13 protein-coding genes are annotated in these 13,987 nt (G+C 72.4%); 4 read left to right on the forward strand and 9 right to left on the reverse strand.

Annotation, left to right across the window (positions count from 1 at the left end):
* Positions 1-17: 17 nt before the first annotated feature.
* Together gntA and WAB15_RS37910 are read right to left on the reverse strand one after the other, a co-directional pair.
* A complete protein-coding gene (gene gntA, locus WAB15_RS37905) occupies positions 18-740 on the reverse strand; it encodes a guanitoxin biosynthesis heme-dependent pre-guanitoxin N-hydroxylase GntA (protein WP_407289098.1) in 723 nt (240 codons plus the stop codon).
* 197 nt (positions 741-937) lie between these two features.
* The gene (locus tag WAB15_RS37910) at positions 938-2,395 is read right to left on the reverse strand and encodes a DHA2 family efflux MFS transporter permease subunit (RefSeq protein ID WP_407289099.1); all 1,458 of its coding nucleotides are present in this window, start codon (positions 2,393-2,395) and stop codon (positions 938-940) included.
* A gap of 236 nt (positions 2,396-2,631) precedes the next feature.
* Between WAB15_RS37910 and WAB15_RS37915 the strand changes: the two genes are divergently transcribed.
* The 4 genes from WAB15_RS37915 to WAB15_RS37930 all read left to right on the forward strand — a co-directional run bounded on the left by WAB15_RS37915 (position 2,632) and on the right by WAB15_RS37930 (position 6,458).
* Positions 2,632-3,900, forward strand: a complete 1,269-nt coding sequence (locus tag WAB15_RS37915) for a beta-ketoacyl-[acyl-carrier-protein] synthase family protein (protein ID WP_407289100.1) — start codon at positions 2,632-2,634, stop codon at positions 3,898-3,900.
* A complete protein-coding gene (locus WAB15_RS37920; protein WP_399148484.1) occupies positions 3,897-5,183 on the forward strand; it encodes a ketosynthase chain-length factor in 1,287 nt (428 codons plus the stop codon). The genes WAB15_RS37915 and WAB15_RS37920 overlap by 4 nt, the downstream gene beginning before the upstream one ends.
* 72 nt (positions 5,184-5,255) lie before the next feature.
* Entirely contained in the window at positions 5,256-5,519 is a 264-nt protein-coding gene (locus tag WAB15_RS37925) for an acyl carrier protein (RefSeq protein ID WP_399148485.1), read from the forward strand.
* 18 nt (positions 5,520-5,537) lie between these two features.
* Positions 5,538-6,458, forward strand: coding sequence for an MBL fold metallo-hydrolase (locus WAB15_RS37930; RefSeq protein ID WP_399148486.1), 921 nt, complete (start codon positions 5,538-5,540; stop codon positions 6,456-6,458).
* Between the two features lie 58 nt (positions 6,459-6,516).
* On the opposite strand, the gene WAB15_RS37935 is transcribed toward WAB15_RS37930, so the two are convergent.
* From WAB15_RS37935 to WAB15_RS37965, 7 genes are read right to left on the reverse strand one after another with little or no spacing between them, the layout of a single operon-like run.
* Entirely contained in the window at positions 6,517-6,717 is a 201-nt protein-coding gene (locus WAB15_RS37935; RefSeq protein WP_399148487.1) for an acyl-CoA carboxylase epsilon subunit, read from the reverse strand.
* A 44-nt stretch (positions 6,718-6,761) separates the two neighbouring features.
* Positions 6,762-7,508, reverse strand: coding sequence for an SDR family NAD(P)-dependent oxidoreductase (locus WAB15_RS37940; protein ID WP_399148488.1), 747 nt, complete (start codon positions 7,506-7,508; stop codon positions 6,762-6,764).
* 58 nt (positions 7,509-7,566) lie between these two features.
* A complete protein-coding gene (locus WAB15_RS37945) occupies positions 7,567-8,736 on the reverse strand; it encodes an alpha/beta hydrolase family protein (RefSeq protein WP_399148489.1) in 1,170 nt (389 codons plus the stop codon).
* Positions 8,729-10,285, reverse strand: coding sequence for an SRPBCC family protein (locus WAB15_RS37950; protein WP_407289101.1), 1,557 nt, complete (start codon positions 10,283-10,285; stop codon positions 8,729-8,731). The genes WAB15_RS37945 and WAB15_RS37950 overlap by 8 nt, the downstream gene beginning before the upstream one ends.
* Positions 10,282-11,883 carry a class I adenylate-forming enzyme family protein gene (locus WAB15_RS37955; RefSeq protein ID WP_407289102.1) on the reverse strand — a complete coding sequence of 534 codons (1,602 nt, stop codon included), beginning with the start codon at positions 11,881-11,883 and terminating at the stop codon, positions 10,282-10,284. Before WAB15_RS37955 ends, WAB15_RS37950 begins: the two co-directional genes overlap by 4 nt.
* A 13-nt stretch (positions 11,884-11,896) precedes the next feature.
* A complete protein-coding gene (locus tag WAB15_RS37960) occupies positions 11,897-12,334 on the reverse strand; it encodes an SRPBCC family protein (RefSeq protein ID WP_399148492.1) in 438 nt (145 codons plus the stop codon).
* Positions 12,327-13,826 carry a coproporphyrinogen-III oxidase family protein gene (locus tag WAB15_RS37965; RefSeq protein WP_407289103.1) on the reverse strand — a complete coding sequence of 500 codons (1,500 nt, stop codon included), beginning with the start codon at positions 13,824-13,826 and terminating at the stop codon, positions 12,327-12,329. The genes WAB15_RS37960 and WAB15_RS37965 overlap by 8 nt, the downstream gene beginning before the upstream one ends.
* Between the last annotated feature and the right edge of the window lie 161 nt (positions 13,827-13,987).

The following is a 13,987-nucleotide window of genomic DNA, read 5'->3' on the forward strand; positions in this document are numbered from 1 at the left end:
GCGTGGTGCGGGGCGTCTCACCGCTTGTGCTGCATCAGCCCCTCGGTGTAGTCCTCGGTGGCCGGTTCATGCCGTGCGACGTAGGGGCACTTCCAGTCCGCCTCGGTGAACCGCCCGGAGAAATGCCGAGCGGGCTGCTCGTACTCGTAGACCGTGAAGCTCGGATTGACCGAGCCGTTGTGGCGCTCCTCGCGTCGGCGGATCGCGTCCTGCATCGAGTAGAACTTCTCGCCGAGCAGCATGAACTGCGCCAGGGAGTTGAAGGCGATCGCCGGCGCCGAGAAGCGGCGGCTGGTCCGCGACGAACCGGGGTGCATCCCCACGACGAAGAACGCATGCCCGCCGGCGTGAAAGCCGAAATTGGCCCGGTCGGGGTCGGACGAGGCGCCCGTGTCCAGGCCGTACGTCCGGCTGTCGATGTCGTGCATGAGCTGGAGGTGCTGCCATATCAGCCCCTCGTAGGCGAGTTCGTCCACCGGGCCGGGTTCGTCGAACGTCGCGACGAAGGTGCGAAAGCTCTGGTCGGACAGCTGGGGCCGCACCTCCTCGACATACGCCACGAGATCGCGGTGGTTGTCCCGAGCCGACGCCGGCTCGCCCATTCTTCGGTAGTGCCGATGCGTGATGGTGCCGCGTTTCAGTGCGGCGCGCGCCCCCAGACAGCTGAACTCCGGGGTCTGCAGGAAGCGTTCCAGTTCGGCGCGTACGGCGGCGTGACGTTCGGTCGTTTCAGTCATCATGAGACCTTGGCTGCGGGGGAACGGTCGGTGGTGCGGGCGGTGTTGCCCGCGGGGCAGCCGTTCTCCGGCGTGGCGGTGGTGATCAACGACTGCCGGAACCGACAGTGCGGGTGATCAGTCCGCGCGACAAGATATATAACAGACAAATGATGACTGCGGCCGTCTGGTCACGGCTTGTCCCACCGTTCGCCCGGTCTCTACTTCCCGGTTCCCTCCGCCCGCGGGTCCGACGCGATGAGGATGGCCGCGGCGCCGGCGATGGCCAGGACGGAGGCCGCGATCAGGCACCAGAAGGCCGAGTGGTAACTGCCGGGAGCGGTCTGGCCACCGGCGCTGTGGGTGACGACGGCGACCAGGAGGGACGCACCGACCGCGCCGCCGAGGCGGAGGAAGATGTTGACGAGGGTGACCGCGTCGGGCAGGTGCGGTGGGTCGACGGTGACATAGGCGGCCGTGGACGACGGGACGACCGACAGGGCGTTGCCGACACCGAGGAAGAACAGGCAGGCCTCCAGGACGAGGAGGGAGGCGTCCGGCGGGAGCAGCGCCGCCGGGAGGAACGTCGCGGTCGTCAGGACCGCACCGGCCAGGGAGACCGGGCCGCCGCCGAAGCGGTCGGTCAGCCTGCCGGACAGCGGCAGCACCGCGGCGCCGGCCGCGAAACCGACCATCGCCAGGCCGGTGCCGATCACGTCGTAGCCGCGCACCATCTGGAAGTACAGGGCCCAGACGACCAGGGCGCCGAACTGGATCACACCGGCCAGGAAGCTCGACGCGGCAGCGGCGGCGAACACGCGGTTGGTGAACAGGCCGATGCGCAGCAGCGGTGACTCGGTGCGCCGGCCGAGCAGTACGAAGGCCGCCAGGGCGCAGCAGCCGAGCAGCAGTGGGGCGTAGGTCGTGGCGAGGCCGGGCCCGCCGGATCGGCCGGGGAGGCTGACCGCGTAGGTGAGGGCGGGCAGGCCGACGCCGATCAGGACGAACCCGCGGACGTCGAAGCGGGTCCCGGTGGCCCGTTCGCCGAGCGGGATGATGCGGCGGCCGAGCCACAGTCCCAGGAGGCCGAGCGGCACGTTCACCAGGAACAGCCATTGCCAGGAGGCGTGGGCGATCAGCAGACCGCCGATCGTCGGCCCGGCCGCCGGCCCCAGCACCAGCGCCATCCCCGCGGTGCTCATCACCCGCCCCATGAGCGCGCGGCCGGCGACCTGGGCGATGACCGTCTGCCCGGCCGGCAGCAGCAGACCTCCGGCCAGCCCCTGCAGTACCCGGAAGGCGATCAGCAGCCGGATGTCGGTGGCCAGGGCGCACAGCGCCGACGCGGCGGTGAAGCCGCCGAGCGCCCACAGCCACAGGCGGCCCGCGCCGAGCCGCTGGCTGCCCCAGCCGCACAGCGGCAACCCGATGACCAGCGCCAGCAGATAGCCGCTGACGGTCCACTGCGCCGACGAGAGCGGCGCGTCCAGTGAGTCGGCGACGGTGGCGAGTCCGACGTTGACCAGGGCGCCGTCGAGCTGCGTCAGAAAGGCGCCGACGATCACCACCGCGGTCACCCGCCACACCTCGCGGGGCACGGCCGCGGCGGGCTTCGGGGCGGTCGGCGCCGTGACCCGAGGGCCGCGCGCGGAATCCGGATCACCTTGGGTCGGCGCCATGTGTGCTGCCCTCTCCCTGCTGTCGTGCCGACTGGGAGGCCAGTTGATCGAACGCCGGTCGTGGTCCGCTGGTAAGTCGCTCGAAGTCGGCTGGAAGCGCGCGGCCAATGGCGGTGATCGGCCGCCAAGCGGCGCTCAAGCCCCGCTGAGCACGCTGTACCGCATCGACACCGCCAGGGGGAAGAGGAGTTCGCGATGGTCTGCGGTCAACAATCACCGGTGATCGGCGGTCCGGCATGAGCCGCCGCGTCGTCATGACGGGCATCGGGGTACGCACCTCGGGCGGCTGCGGCACCGCGCCGTTCTGGGAGCTGCTGACCTCCGGACGTACCGCCACTCGCCGGATCTCCTTCTTCGACCCGTCCCCGTACCGCTCGCAGGTGGCCGCCGAAGCGGACTTCGACGCCGCCGCCGAGGGCCTGACCCCCGCCGAGACCGAACGGATGGACCGCGCCTCGCAGTTCGCCGTGGTGTGCGCACGGGAGGCGGTGGCGCACAGCGGCCTGGACTTCGCGGCGCTGGACCCCACCCGCACCGGCGTCAGCCTCGGCAGCGCGGTCGCCGCCGCCACCAGCCTGGAGCAGCAGTACCTCGCGGTGTCCGGGGCCGGCCGCGACTGGTTGGTGGACCACACCCGGATGTCACCGCACATGGCGGACTACCTCGTGCCGAGCGTGATGCCCGCCGAAGTGGCGTGGACGGTGGCCGCACAGGGCCCCGTGGCGCTGGTCTCCAACGGCTGCACCTCGGGCCTGGACTCGGTGGGCCATGCCTGCCGCCTGATCCGCGAGGGCAGCGTCGATGTCATGCTCGCCGGCGCCGCGGACACCCCGATCACCCCGATCGTGGTCGCCTGCTTCGACGCGATCAAGGCCACCAGCCCCCGCAACGACGACCCCGAGCACGCCTCACGGCCGTTCGACAAAACCCGCAACGGCTTCGTCCTCGCCGAGGGCGCCGCGATGTTCGTCCTGGAGGAGTACGGCCACGCCCGCCACCGCGGCGCGCACATCTACGCGGAGATCTCCGGCTTCGCCAACCGGTGCAACGCGTACCACATGACCGGGCTGAAGTCCGACGGGCGGGAGATGGCCGAGGCGATACGGGTCGCGCTCGCGGAGGCCCGAGTGAACCCGTCGGACGTCGACTACATCAACGCGCACGGCTCCGGCACCAAGCAGAACGACCGGCACGAGACCGCCGCCTACAAGCGCAGCCTCGGCGAGCACGCCTACCGGACACCGGTCAGCTCCATCAAGTCGATGGTCGGGCACTCCCTGGGCGCGATCGGCTCCATCGAGATCGCCGCGTGCGCGCTGGCCATCGAGAACGGTGTGGTGCCGCCGACGGCGAATCTGCACACGCCCGACCCCGAGTGCGACCTCGACTACGTACCGCGCACCGCCCGCGAATGCCGCGTGGACACCGTGCTGACGGTGGGCAGCGGGTTCGGCGGTTTCCAGAGCGCGATGGTGCTGCGCCGCCCGGAAGGAGCGCGGGCATGACACAGCCGCAGACACCCGCCGGGCCGCGGCCGGTCGACGGCGTCCGGACCGTCGTCACCGGAATCGGTCTGCTGACGCCCAACGGGTCGGGCCTGGAGGAGTTCTGGGAGGCCACGCTGGAGGGACGCAGCGGAATCGGCCCGCTCACGCGCTTCGACGCCTCGCGCTACCCGGCACGGCTCGCCGGCGAGGTCACCGGCTTCGACCCGGCGCGGCATCTGCCCGGTCGGCTGCTGCCGCAGACGGACCTGTCCACCCAACTGGCCCTGGTCGCCGGGGACCGGGCGCTACAGGACGCCAAGGTGGAGCCCGGCGCGTACGCCGACTACGAGATGGGAGTGGTGACCGCCAACGCGTGCGGCGGATTCGCCTTCACCCACCGCGAGTTCCGCAAGCTGTGGTCACAAGGGCCGGAAGCGGTCAGCGTGTACGAGTCCTTCGCCTGGTTCTACGCGGTCAACACCGGCCAGATCTCCATCCGCAACGCGCTGCGCGGGCCGAGCAGCGCGCTGGTGACCGAACAGGCCGGCGGGCTGGACGCGATCGGCCAGGCGCGCCGGACGATCGTGGACGGCACCCCGCTGGTCGTCACCGGCGGGGTGGACTCCGCACTGGACCCGTGGGGCTGGGCGTCCCAGATCGCCGGCGGCCGGGTGAGCCCGTCGACCGACCCGGCCGCCGCCTATCTGCCCTTCGACCGCGGGGCCTTGGGCCATGTGCCCGGTGAGGGCGGCGCACTGCTGGTGCTGGAGGACGCCGACGCGGCACACCGGCGCGGCGCGCAGCAGATCTACGGGGAGATCGCCGGCTACGCGGCGACCTTCGACCCGCCGCCCGCCCTCGACCGGGCCCCCACCCCGCCCGGCTCCGCACCGCCGTCCGGGCTCGGCCGGGCCGCCCGACTCGCCCTCGCGCAGGCGGGGGTGGCGCCCCGCGAGGTGGATGTGGTGTTCGCCGACGGCGCCGGGGTGACCGAGCTCGACCGCGCGGAGGCCGACGCCCTCGCGGACCTCTTCGGCCCGCACGGTGTGCCGGTCACCGTGCCCAAGGCCCTCACCGGACGGCTGCTCTCGGGGGCCGGACCGGTCGACGTGGCCGCCGCGCTGATGTCCATACGGGACGGCGTCATCCCGCCCACGCCCGGCGGCACGGTCCCGGAGGAGTACCGCATCGACCTCGTGCGGGGGCGGCCGCGGGCCGCGCGGGTCGGTTGCGCGCTGGTCCTGGCCCGCGGCCGATGGGGCTTCAACGCCGCCGTCGTCGTCCGCGACGCCCCCCGCTGACCCCGCACGGCCCGAGCCACCGGGCACGGCGAGCCACCTCGCCCGCACCATCCACACACCAAGGAGCTGACCATGGCAACGACCCCCATGACCCTCGACGATCTGCGCCGGATGCTGACCGAGGCGGCCGGCGAACCCGAGCACGGCGTCCTCGCGGGCGACATCGAGGACACCGAGTTCGAGGCGCTCGGCTATGACTCGCTGGCCCTGCTGGAGACCGCGGCGCTGATCACCCAGGAGTTCGGGGTGCGCATCGCCGACGAGGACCTCTTCGAGCTGCGCACCCCGCGCGCCGTGCTGGACCTGGTCAACGGCGCCGCCGCACAGGCGCGTTGAGGACGGGGGAGCGGCCGGATGGAGAACCCCACCGAGTCGGCGAGCCTGACCGAGGTGGCCGACGACGTCTATGCCTACGTCCAGCCGCCCGGCGGCTGGTGTGTCAGCAACGCGGGTGTCGTCGCGGGAGGGGACGGCGCCCTGGTCGTGGACACCCTCGCCACCCAGCGGCGGGCCGAGCGGCTGCGGGCGTCGGTGGACGCGCTGGGCATCGGCCCGCGGCGCACGGTGGTGAACACCCACCACCACGGCGACCACACCTTCAACAACCATGTCTTCGGTGCCGCGGCCGAGGTGATCGCCCACGAGCGGGCGGTCGCCGAACTCGACGAGACGGGCCTGGCCCTGACCGCGCTGTGGCCCGACGTGGAGTGGGGGGACGTCCGCGTCGCCCGGCCCACCCTCACCTTCGCCGACCGCATCGCCCTGCGGGTCGGCGAACAGCACATGGAGGTCTTCCACATCGGCCCGGCGCACACCACCAACGACATCGTGGTGTGGCTGCCCGAGCCGAGGGTGCTGTTCGCCGGCGATGTGGTGCTGTCCGGCTGCACCCCGTTCGCGCTGATGGGCTCGGTGTCCGGCTCCCTCGCGGCGATCGAGCGGCTGCGCGGCCTCGGCGCCCGGACCGTCGTATGCGGTCACGGCCCCGTGGCGGGCCCGGAGGTGTTCGAGGAGAACGCCGCCTATCTGCGGCGCGTCCAGGACATCGCCGCGACCGGCACCGCGGAGGGCTGGAGCCCGCTGCGGGCGGCCCGGGAGGCGGGCCCCGGAGAGTTCGGGCGGTGGCTGGACCCGGAGCGGCTGGTGGGCAATCTGCACCGGGCGTACGCCGAACTGACACCGGGCGCCACGCCGGGGGCGGCGCTGGACGTGCCACCGGTCTTCGGCGAGATGGTCGCCTACAACGGCGGGAAGCTGCCCGGCTGCGCGGCGTGAGGCGGACACACGCAGGGCGCCCGCGGCGGTCGGCCGCGGGCGCCCTGGCCGTAGTCGGTCAGTGGCCGCGCCGCCAACTGCCCGGCGCGGCATGGCGGGGCAGCCGCTCCAGGCGCTGCCACCCGGCGTAGCGCTCGCCGTCCGGAGCGGGCCGGACGCGCCGGGGCGGCGGCCGCCGCACCAACGCGCCGACCAACGCCGCGGTCAGCGCGGCCAACTCCTCCGCTGTCGGTTCGCCCTTGGTGATGCGTACCAGCACCCTGCTCTCCGTTCCCCCGTGGTGTCGTCGGTGCGGTGGCCCGGCTACGGCGTCGCGCCGCCGTCCACGGTGATGACCTGGCCGGTGATCCACCGGCCGGCGTCGCTCACCAGGAACGCGATCACATCGGCCACGTCCTGCGGCTGCCCCAGCCGCTTGAACGGCGACGCCTCGGCCATCGCCGCCTGCCGCTCGGCGGGCGCCCGGCTGAACATGCCGGGCACGGTCGGCCCGACCCGCAGGGAGTTGACGGTGATGCCACGGGCGCCCAGCTCCTTCGCGGCGACCGTGCTCAGCAGCTCCAGCGCGGCCTTGCTCGCGGCGTACAGGCCGGCCCCGGCGATCGGCGCGTGCACGAGCGTGGAGGAGATGCCGACGATCCGCCCCCACTCCGTCAGATGACGGCTCGCCTCCCGCAGGACGTTCAGCGCCCCGCGCACATTGACGTCGAAGACCCGCTCGTAGTGCTCCTCCTCGGTCTCCGCGAGCGGCCGGGGCGCGGTCGTCCCGGCGTTGTTGACCACGACGTCGAGCCGGCCGTGGCGCGCCAGGACACCGGCGAAGACCGCGGACACCTGCCCGGCGTCGGTCACATCGAGGTGCACCGCCTCGGCGGTGCCCCCCGACTGCTCGATCGTGGCGACCAGTTGCTTCGCCGCGGCGTCCCCGGTGAAGGCGCCCACCACGACATGGTGGCCGTCGGCGGCCAGCCGCTGGCAGACGGCGGTGCCGATACCGCCGGCACCGCCCGTCACGAGGGCGACCAGTCCGGTCGGGATCGTCAGAGCCATGGCATCTCCTTACGTTGCGGTGGTGGGCTGTCGACCGGACGGCACCCGCCGCTCCCCGTCACGCCGGCCCGCCCGGGGCCAACAGCCGGTCGGCGACCCAGTCGGCGGCCTCCAGGCTCCAGGTATCGATCATGTTCAGACACACATGCGCCTCGCCGGGATGCGTCAGCAGCCGATGGCGAGGCCCCCATGCACGGTCGAGCTCCTCCAACGCGGAGAGCGGGAAGATGTCGTCCAGCGCACCGTGGATGCTCAGCACCTCCGTGCCGATCGGGCCGCCGACGTCGAGGGCGAGTGCCGCGAGGCGAACGCGCATGTCGGCGGCTCCGCCACCCATGAACGCGAAGCGGAAGTCGTCCTTCAGACGGCGCGGCAGTTCGTCGTACGGCGCGACGCGCGGCCCCCCGGAGGCGTTGACCACACACGCGAACGCGTCGCCGAGCGAACGCGCCACCCGCAGCGCGAAGTACCCGCCGAAGCTGACGCCGAAGAAGGCCAGCCGGTCCGCCGCGATCCGGTGATCCGCGCGCAGCCGCTCCACCAGCGCCGCGACCACGTCCTCCATGTCGATCCGCAGCGGTGTGCGGCCGACCTGGAGGCCCTGGCCGGGACCGTCGAACAGCAGCGCCGCCATGCCCCGGTCCAGATAGGTCTCCGCCAGCGCCAGCACCTCCACCTCGGTCATCGAGTCCAGCCCGTTCGACAGCACCACGCACGGCAGCCGGCCGGCCGGCCGCCGGTGCGCGGGCGGCAGCACCAGCCAGTACGGGACCGGCTCCGGGCCGACCTCTCCCGCGGGCAGCTCGCCCTCCTCGAAGTCCAGGTCCGCGCCCTCCAGGCCGGCGCGGAAGAACTCGCGGACCTGCCCGCGCAGCCGGTACTTGCGCGGGGCGTCGTCGAAGTACATGAACTCCGCCCAGTGGTAGCAGCCGGCGGCGGCGCGGGCGGCCCGCGCCCGGCCCGCGGCCGTCGACGAGCCGCCGGACAGCCGTGCGTAGCGGTCGCCGAGCGAGGTCCAGCGCCGCCGCCACTCGTCCCAGAACGCGGCCGACGCCAGATCGAGGTCGTCGCAGGGGAACCCGTCCAGGGCCACCGCGATATCGCCCCAGCCGACCTGCGGGGCGTAGCGCGAGCGCAGGAACAGCAGCCGCGGCAGGAAGTAGCCGCAGGCGCGGAAGAGCGGCTCGGGAAGCCGGGCCGGCCGGACGGCCGGCGGTGCGCTAGCCACCGTGCCCGACCGGCGCGGGGGCGGCGCCGTTGGCGGGCCGCGGGCGGTGCTCCAGCGCCTGCGCGCACGCCTCCACGGTCCGCCGGCTGTTGCCGTCCAGCATGTCGCGCACCCGCCGCTTGTGCTCCCGCAGCTCGGCCGTGCCGAACGCCTTCTCGCAGGCCACCGCGTCGAGCACGGCGGTGTGCCGGGACACCACCTCGCTGCCGCCGTCGTCGGCGGCCCGCACCTGCCAGCTGCCCTCGTGGCGCAGCAGCAGCGGCGGCGGCTCCGGCTGGAAGTAGACGATCGACAGCCGCTCGGCGTCGCAGTGCCGCACACTGCGGAACGCCTCGGCCCCCGCGGCGGTCCGCACCTCCAGCACGAACTCCTGATGGCGCCCGTCGTCGTGGCGCAACTCCAGCCCCTCGCAGTGCGGCAGCAGCTTCGGCCAGCCGGCCACATCGGCGAGCAGGGTGTACACCGCGTCCGGGGGGTGCGGAAGCGAAATGCGGGTGGTGATCTCGGTGAGGGTGTCGATGCCGTCCTCGGCGTAGGCGCGCAGCGCCGTCATCTCGGCGGCCGCATTGGTCTCGACGAAGCCGCGGACCAACGCGGCGGCCTCCGCCACGGTCGTCACCCCGTCGCGGACGCCCCGGACGTCGTCGAGCATCCGCCAGTGCCGGTCCACGGTCAGCAGACAGCGCGCCGTCCCCAGCGGCACCACCCGCCACTCACCGCGCATCGACGCCACGAACGGCATCGGCACCGGCAGGTGGTAGTCGATCCGGCGGATCGCGTCGTAGTACCGGCGCCGGGTCTCCCAGGCCACGGTCCGCCCGTCCTGCGCCGCCTCGATGCGCACCAGCTCGCCGGTGGCGTCCGAGCCGACGGAGGCCGCGCCCAGGCAGGCGTCGAAGATCCGCGGCCAGTGGGTGGTGTCCCGGATCAGCCCGTACACCGTGTCGGCCGGCGCGCCGACGACGACGGAGTGCCGTGCGTGGCAGTCGCGTTCGTCGGCGGGCGGCGCGGGCCGCTCGACCGCGGCCTTGATATTGCCCAGCTCCGTCGCGGAGTTGGCGTCGATCGCGGACTCGATGAAGTGCTCCGCCTGCTCCCGGGTGGTGACGCCCTCGACCTGCCCGGCGACGTCCTCGCACAGGTCGTAGGCGTGCTCCAGCAACAGCAGGCTCTGCTGGGCGTTGACCGCGACCACCCGCCACTCGGTGGTCATCGCGGCGACCAGCTTCATCGGCCGCACCACCTCGGCCCGGACGCCGCACACCTCCGGCAGGAACCGGCGCCGCGAGCGCCAGGTCATCGGCGCGCCGCCCACCAGGGCGCGGATCTCGATCAGTTCGCGGTCCGGCTCCTGTTCGAGCACGGTGACCGCCTGGCACGGTGCGAAGATCCGCGGCCAGTCGGCCGAACGGCGGATCACGTCGTACACCCGCCCCGGCGGAGCGGCACAGACGACGGAGTGGGACAGGTGGTAGCGCATGGCACACAACTCCTGCTCTTCGACGGTGGTGTGCCGCACGGCCGGGCGGGCCGCGCGGCGGCGGGTCACAGATCGATCAGCGCGCCGCGGTCGATCCGCCGGGCGACCTCGGCGCGGAGCACCTTGTCGTTGCCGCTCTTGGGGAACGGGGCGTCGCTCGCGTACACCAGGTCCGGCCACTTCTCCCGGCTGAGCACCCCGCTCAGCGCGGCCTTCACCGCCGCCCGGACCTCCGTGGCCGGGCGGGCTCCCAAGGGGCCCGACACGCAGGCCACCGGACGCTCGGACAGCGTCTCGGCGCCGGCCAGCGCCACCAGCGCCACCTCCCGCACCCCGGGCAGCCCGGCGAGTACCGCCTCGACCTCTTCCGGGTAGACGCGGTGGCCGTTCGCGCTCATCACCGAGCCGTTCAGCCGCCCCTTGAGCAGCAGATCGCCGTCCGGGCTCCAGGCGCCCACGTCGCCGGTGCGCAGCCACCGGCCCGGCGGCTCGACGGCACCGGAGGCCACATCGAGGTACCCCTCCATGACGGCCCCGCCGCGCACCAGGACCTCGCCCACCTCCGGCGGATGGCCCGGCAGCGGGTCCAGCCGTACCTCCAGGGTGTCGTCCGGCCGCCCCACGTTGTACGCGCCGCGCAGCTGGCGCCCCGCGCGGTGCGCGGCCTCGTCCAGCCAGCAGAACGGCCCGTACGTCTCGCTCAGGCCGTAGCCCTGCACCCACGCGCACGGCATGGCCCGCCGGCCGCGTTCGAGCAGGGTGCGGGGCATGGCGGCCGCGCCGTAGGCGACCACCCGCAGCCCGGACAGATCGGCCGGGCCGGCCTCGGCGCCGTCGAGGAAGCGGCGCAACGCCAACGGCCGCAGCATGATGTGCGTGGCCCGGTGCGCGGCGACCTCCGCCGCCCAGCGCGCGGGGTCCCGGCTCTGCGGCACGATCAGCGCGGCGTCGTGCAGCAGCGCCCCGAAGGAGAAGATCACCCCGGTCGTGTTGTTGAGCAGCCCGGACAGGAACACCCGGGAGCCGGGCCCGAACCGCAGCATGCGGGTCACGCTGCGCACCCGCCGGCACACCAGCGCCTCGGAGACACTGACGGCCTTGGGCGAACCGGTCGAACCGCTCGTGAAGAGCGTCAGGAAGTTCTCGACCGGCTCCGGCGGACCGGGCGGCAGGGGAGTGGCGGCCTCACCGGGCCGCGCATGCGCGGTCTCCTCGGGGAGGACGAGCACCCGCGGCCCGAGCCCGCCCAGGGCGCGTATCCCGGCGAGCCGATCGGCACCGCCGTCGTCGCGCTGAAGGTGGACGACGGCGTCGGGGCGGGCGTCGGCGACGATGGTGCGCCACTCCGGCAGCGCCGCGGCCCGCAGGTTGTAGGGCATCAGCACCCGCAGGCCCAGCGCCCCGGCCGCGGCGAGGAAGGCGATACCGCGCGCGTCGTGGTCGAGCAGGGCCAGCACCCGGTCGCCGCGGGCCAGACCGTGCCGGCGCAGCTGCCGGGCGCAGCGCCCGGCGGTGTCGGCGAGCTGCTGCCGGGTGTAGGTGCGACCCGGCTCGGTCAGCCGGAACGCCCCGCCGGCCCCGGTGCCGGACGCAGGGCCCGGCCCCAGCAACAGGTCGACCAGCTTGACCGCGGGCCGGGTGCCGGAGCGGACGTCGTTGACCCCCATCGCCGCCCGGCCCTCAGTCGCTGCCGACGAGGTCGGCGAGGTTGACCAGCGACTGCGCCAGCCCGCTCTGCAGATGCGGCCAGACGTCCCGCGCGAAGGCCGGCACGGTCTCGTCGGCGATATCCGCCACCAGCTCGTGGGTCACCTTGATCCGGGAGCCGAGCGGCTCCATGCGGTGGTGGGTGACGAGCGTCCCGAACGGCAGCACCGCCTCGTCGCTGAACTCCTCGCCCTGGGTGACGGAGGTGAGGGTGACCGTGAGCGGCTGCCCGCCCTGCGGGGTGAGGGTGTAGCTGTTGCCGGCCTTGAAGTTGCCGTGCAGCTGGGTGCTGTCGATACCGTCGTCCCAGGTCTTCCAGGCGTTGACGTCCACCCACACCGCCCAGATGTCGTGCACCAGCGCATTGACGGTGACGGTCGCCTGCGCGACGAACCGCTGGGTCTCAGCCACGGCCGTCCGCCTCCTGCCGGGTGCCGGAAGCCGCCGTCACGGCCGCCGCGTCGCCGGGCGGCGGGAAGAAGGTCACGTCCTTCTCGCCGAGCCAGTACTCGCGGGAGTGCGCGCCGACCTCGACCATCACGCCGTTGAGCGACCAGTTCGGTTCGGTCAGCGACCGCGAGTCGTTCCAGAACTCCGGATTGAAGAATTCGAGGATGACGTTGGTGTGCCAGATCAGGCCCAGCCGCGTCAACCGCATCCGGTCCTCGGTGAGTTCGATGAGCCCCTTGCGCTCCAGCCGCCCCAGTTCGTCGGCGAAGTCCTCGCGGAAGTCGCTGCCGAACTTGCTCCGGTAGAAGGCGTACTCGATCTCATAGTACAGCAGGGCGAAGACCACGTACCGCTCGCGCTGGACGCGCGGGGAGAGTTCGTCGGTGACCGTGCTGATGAGGAAGTCGCCGCTCTCGACGGTCTCGACGTACTTCTCGACGTCCGTCTCGGTGCCCAGCCGGTATCCGTCGAAGTAGCTGTAGGAACCGGGGCCGACGGCCAGGGTGTCGATGTACACCTTCCAGTTCCAGTGGTTGTACATGTTCTCGTAGCCCGGCTTGCAGAAATGGTCGACCATGTACATCGAGTAGCCCATTTCCTCGGCTATTCCGATGGCCTCCCGGTACATCGCCTTCACCATCGGGCCCTCGGGGTCCGCCGGCCGGTCGACCTTGCCCTTGGTGATCAGCTTCGCCTGGATGGTGTCCTGGTGGATCCGGTAGAGGTAGATCGTGAAGTGCGGGACGTCCAGGCTGGACAGCGTCTGCAGGTCACGCCGCCAGATGTCGAGGGTGTGCCCCGGCATGTTGTACATCAGGTCGAGCTGGATGTTGCGGAAGCCCCGCGCCTGGAACTCCTTGATGACCCGGGCGCTGTCCTCCGCGGCGTGCGGAGAGCCGATCACCCCGAGCAGTTCCGGCTGGAAGGACTGGACGCCCAGGCTGAGCCGGTTGATCGCCGAACCCGCGACGTAGTCGATCTTCTCCTCGTCGAAGTCGCGGGCGTTGCCCTCCAGCGTGAACTCGCAGTCGTCCGCGACCTGGAACGTCTCGAAGACGGTGTCGACCAGCCGCCGAAGATTCCCGGTGCGCAGAATGCTGCCGGTGCCGCCGCCGATGAAGATGTTGCGGATCAGACCGGTCGCGAACTTCGGATAGGCGCCCCACCGCCTGAGGTCGGTGATCAGGGCCTCGATATAGCGCTCCTCGCGGCCGTTGGGGTCCTTCTCGGACAGCAGGCTCGCGAAGTACGGGCAGGACTTGCAGCGCGTACGGCAGAACGGGATGCCGATGTACAGCACGAAGTCGCCACCCTGCTGCCGCATATCGATATGCGACTCCAGCCATTCCCGGCCGCCGGAGGTCCGGTGCATGCCCGGCGGGTACAGGATGAACGGCAGATAGCACTTGTTCGGATACGGGTCGCCCACCGTCTCGTCTGCCGGCTCGGTCATGGATCTCCCCTCTCGCGCCGCACGATGCGATCGCCGCGCCACGATCGCCCACCCCGCTCGAAGGGCGCTCAACTGCGCGGTGGAGGCCCGCGTCGCCGTGCCGTGCCGTGTCTCGCTCCCCTTTCGACGGCCTTTCGACCGGTCTTCGAGCGACCTTCCAG

The sequence above is a fragment of the Streptomyces sirii genome, from assembly GCF_045690365.1.
GTDB lineage: Bacteria > Actinomycetota > Actinomycetes > Streptomycetales > Streptomycetaceae > Streptomyces > Streptomyces sirii.

Bases quoted from the DNA above. Each gene is read 5' to 3' on its own strand.
- WAB15_RS37965 (WP_407289103.1), bottom strand. From the start codon at position 13,826: ATGACCGAGCCGGCAGACGAGACGGTGGGCGACCCGTATCCGAACAAG.
- gntA (WP_407289098.1), bottom strand. From the start codon at position 740: ATGATGACTGAAACGACCGAACGTCACGCCGCCGTACGCGCCGAACTG.
- WAB15_RS37915 (WP_407289100.1), top strand. From the start codon at position 2,632: ATGAGCCGCCGCGTCGTCATGACGGGCATCGGGGTACGCACCTCGGGC.
- WAB15_RS37920 (WP_399148484.1), top strand. From the start codon at position 3,897: ATGACACAGCCGCAGACACCCGCCGGGCCGCGGCCGGTCGACGGCGTC.
- WAB15_RS37930 (WP_399148486.1), top strand. From the start codon at position 5,538: ATGGAGAACCCCACCGAGTCGGCGAGCCTGACCGAGGTGGCCGACGAC.
- WAB15_RS37940 (WP_399148488.1), bottom strand. From the start codon at position 7,508: ATGGCTCTGACGATCCCGACCGGACTGGTCGCCCTCGTGACGGGCGGT.
- WAB15_RS37925 (WP_399148485.1), top strand. From the start codon at position 5,256: ATGGCAACGACCCCCATGACCCTCGACGATCTGCGCCGGATGCTGACC.
- WAB15_RS37910 (WP_407289099.1), bottom strand. From the start codon at position 2,395: ATGGCGCCGACCCAAGGTGATCCGGATTCCGCGCGCGGCCCTCGGGTC.
- WAB15_RS37955 (WP_407289102.1), bottom strand. From the start codon at position 11,883: ATGGGGGTCAACGACGTCCGCTCCGGCACCCGGCCCGCGGTCAAGCTG.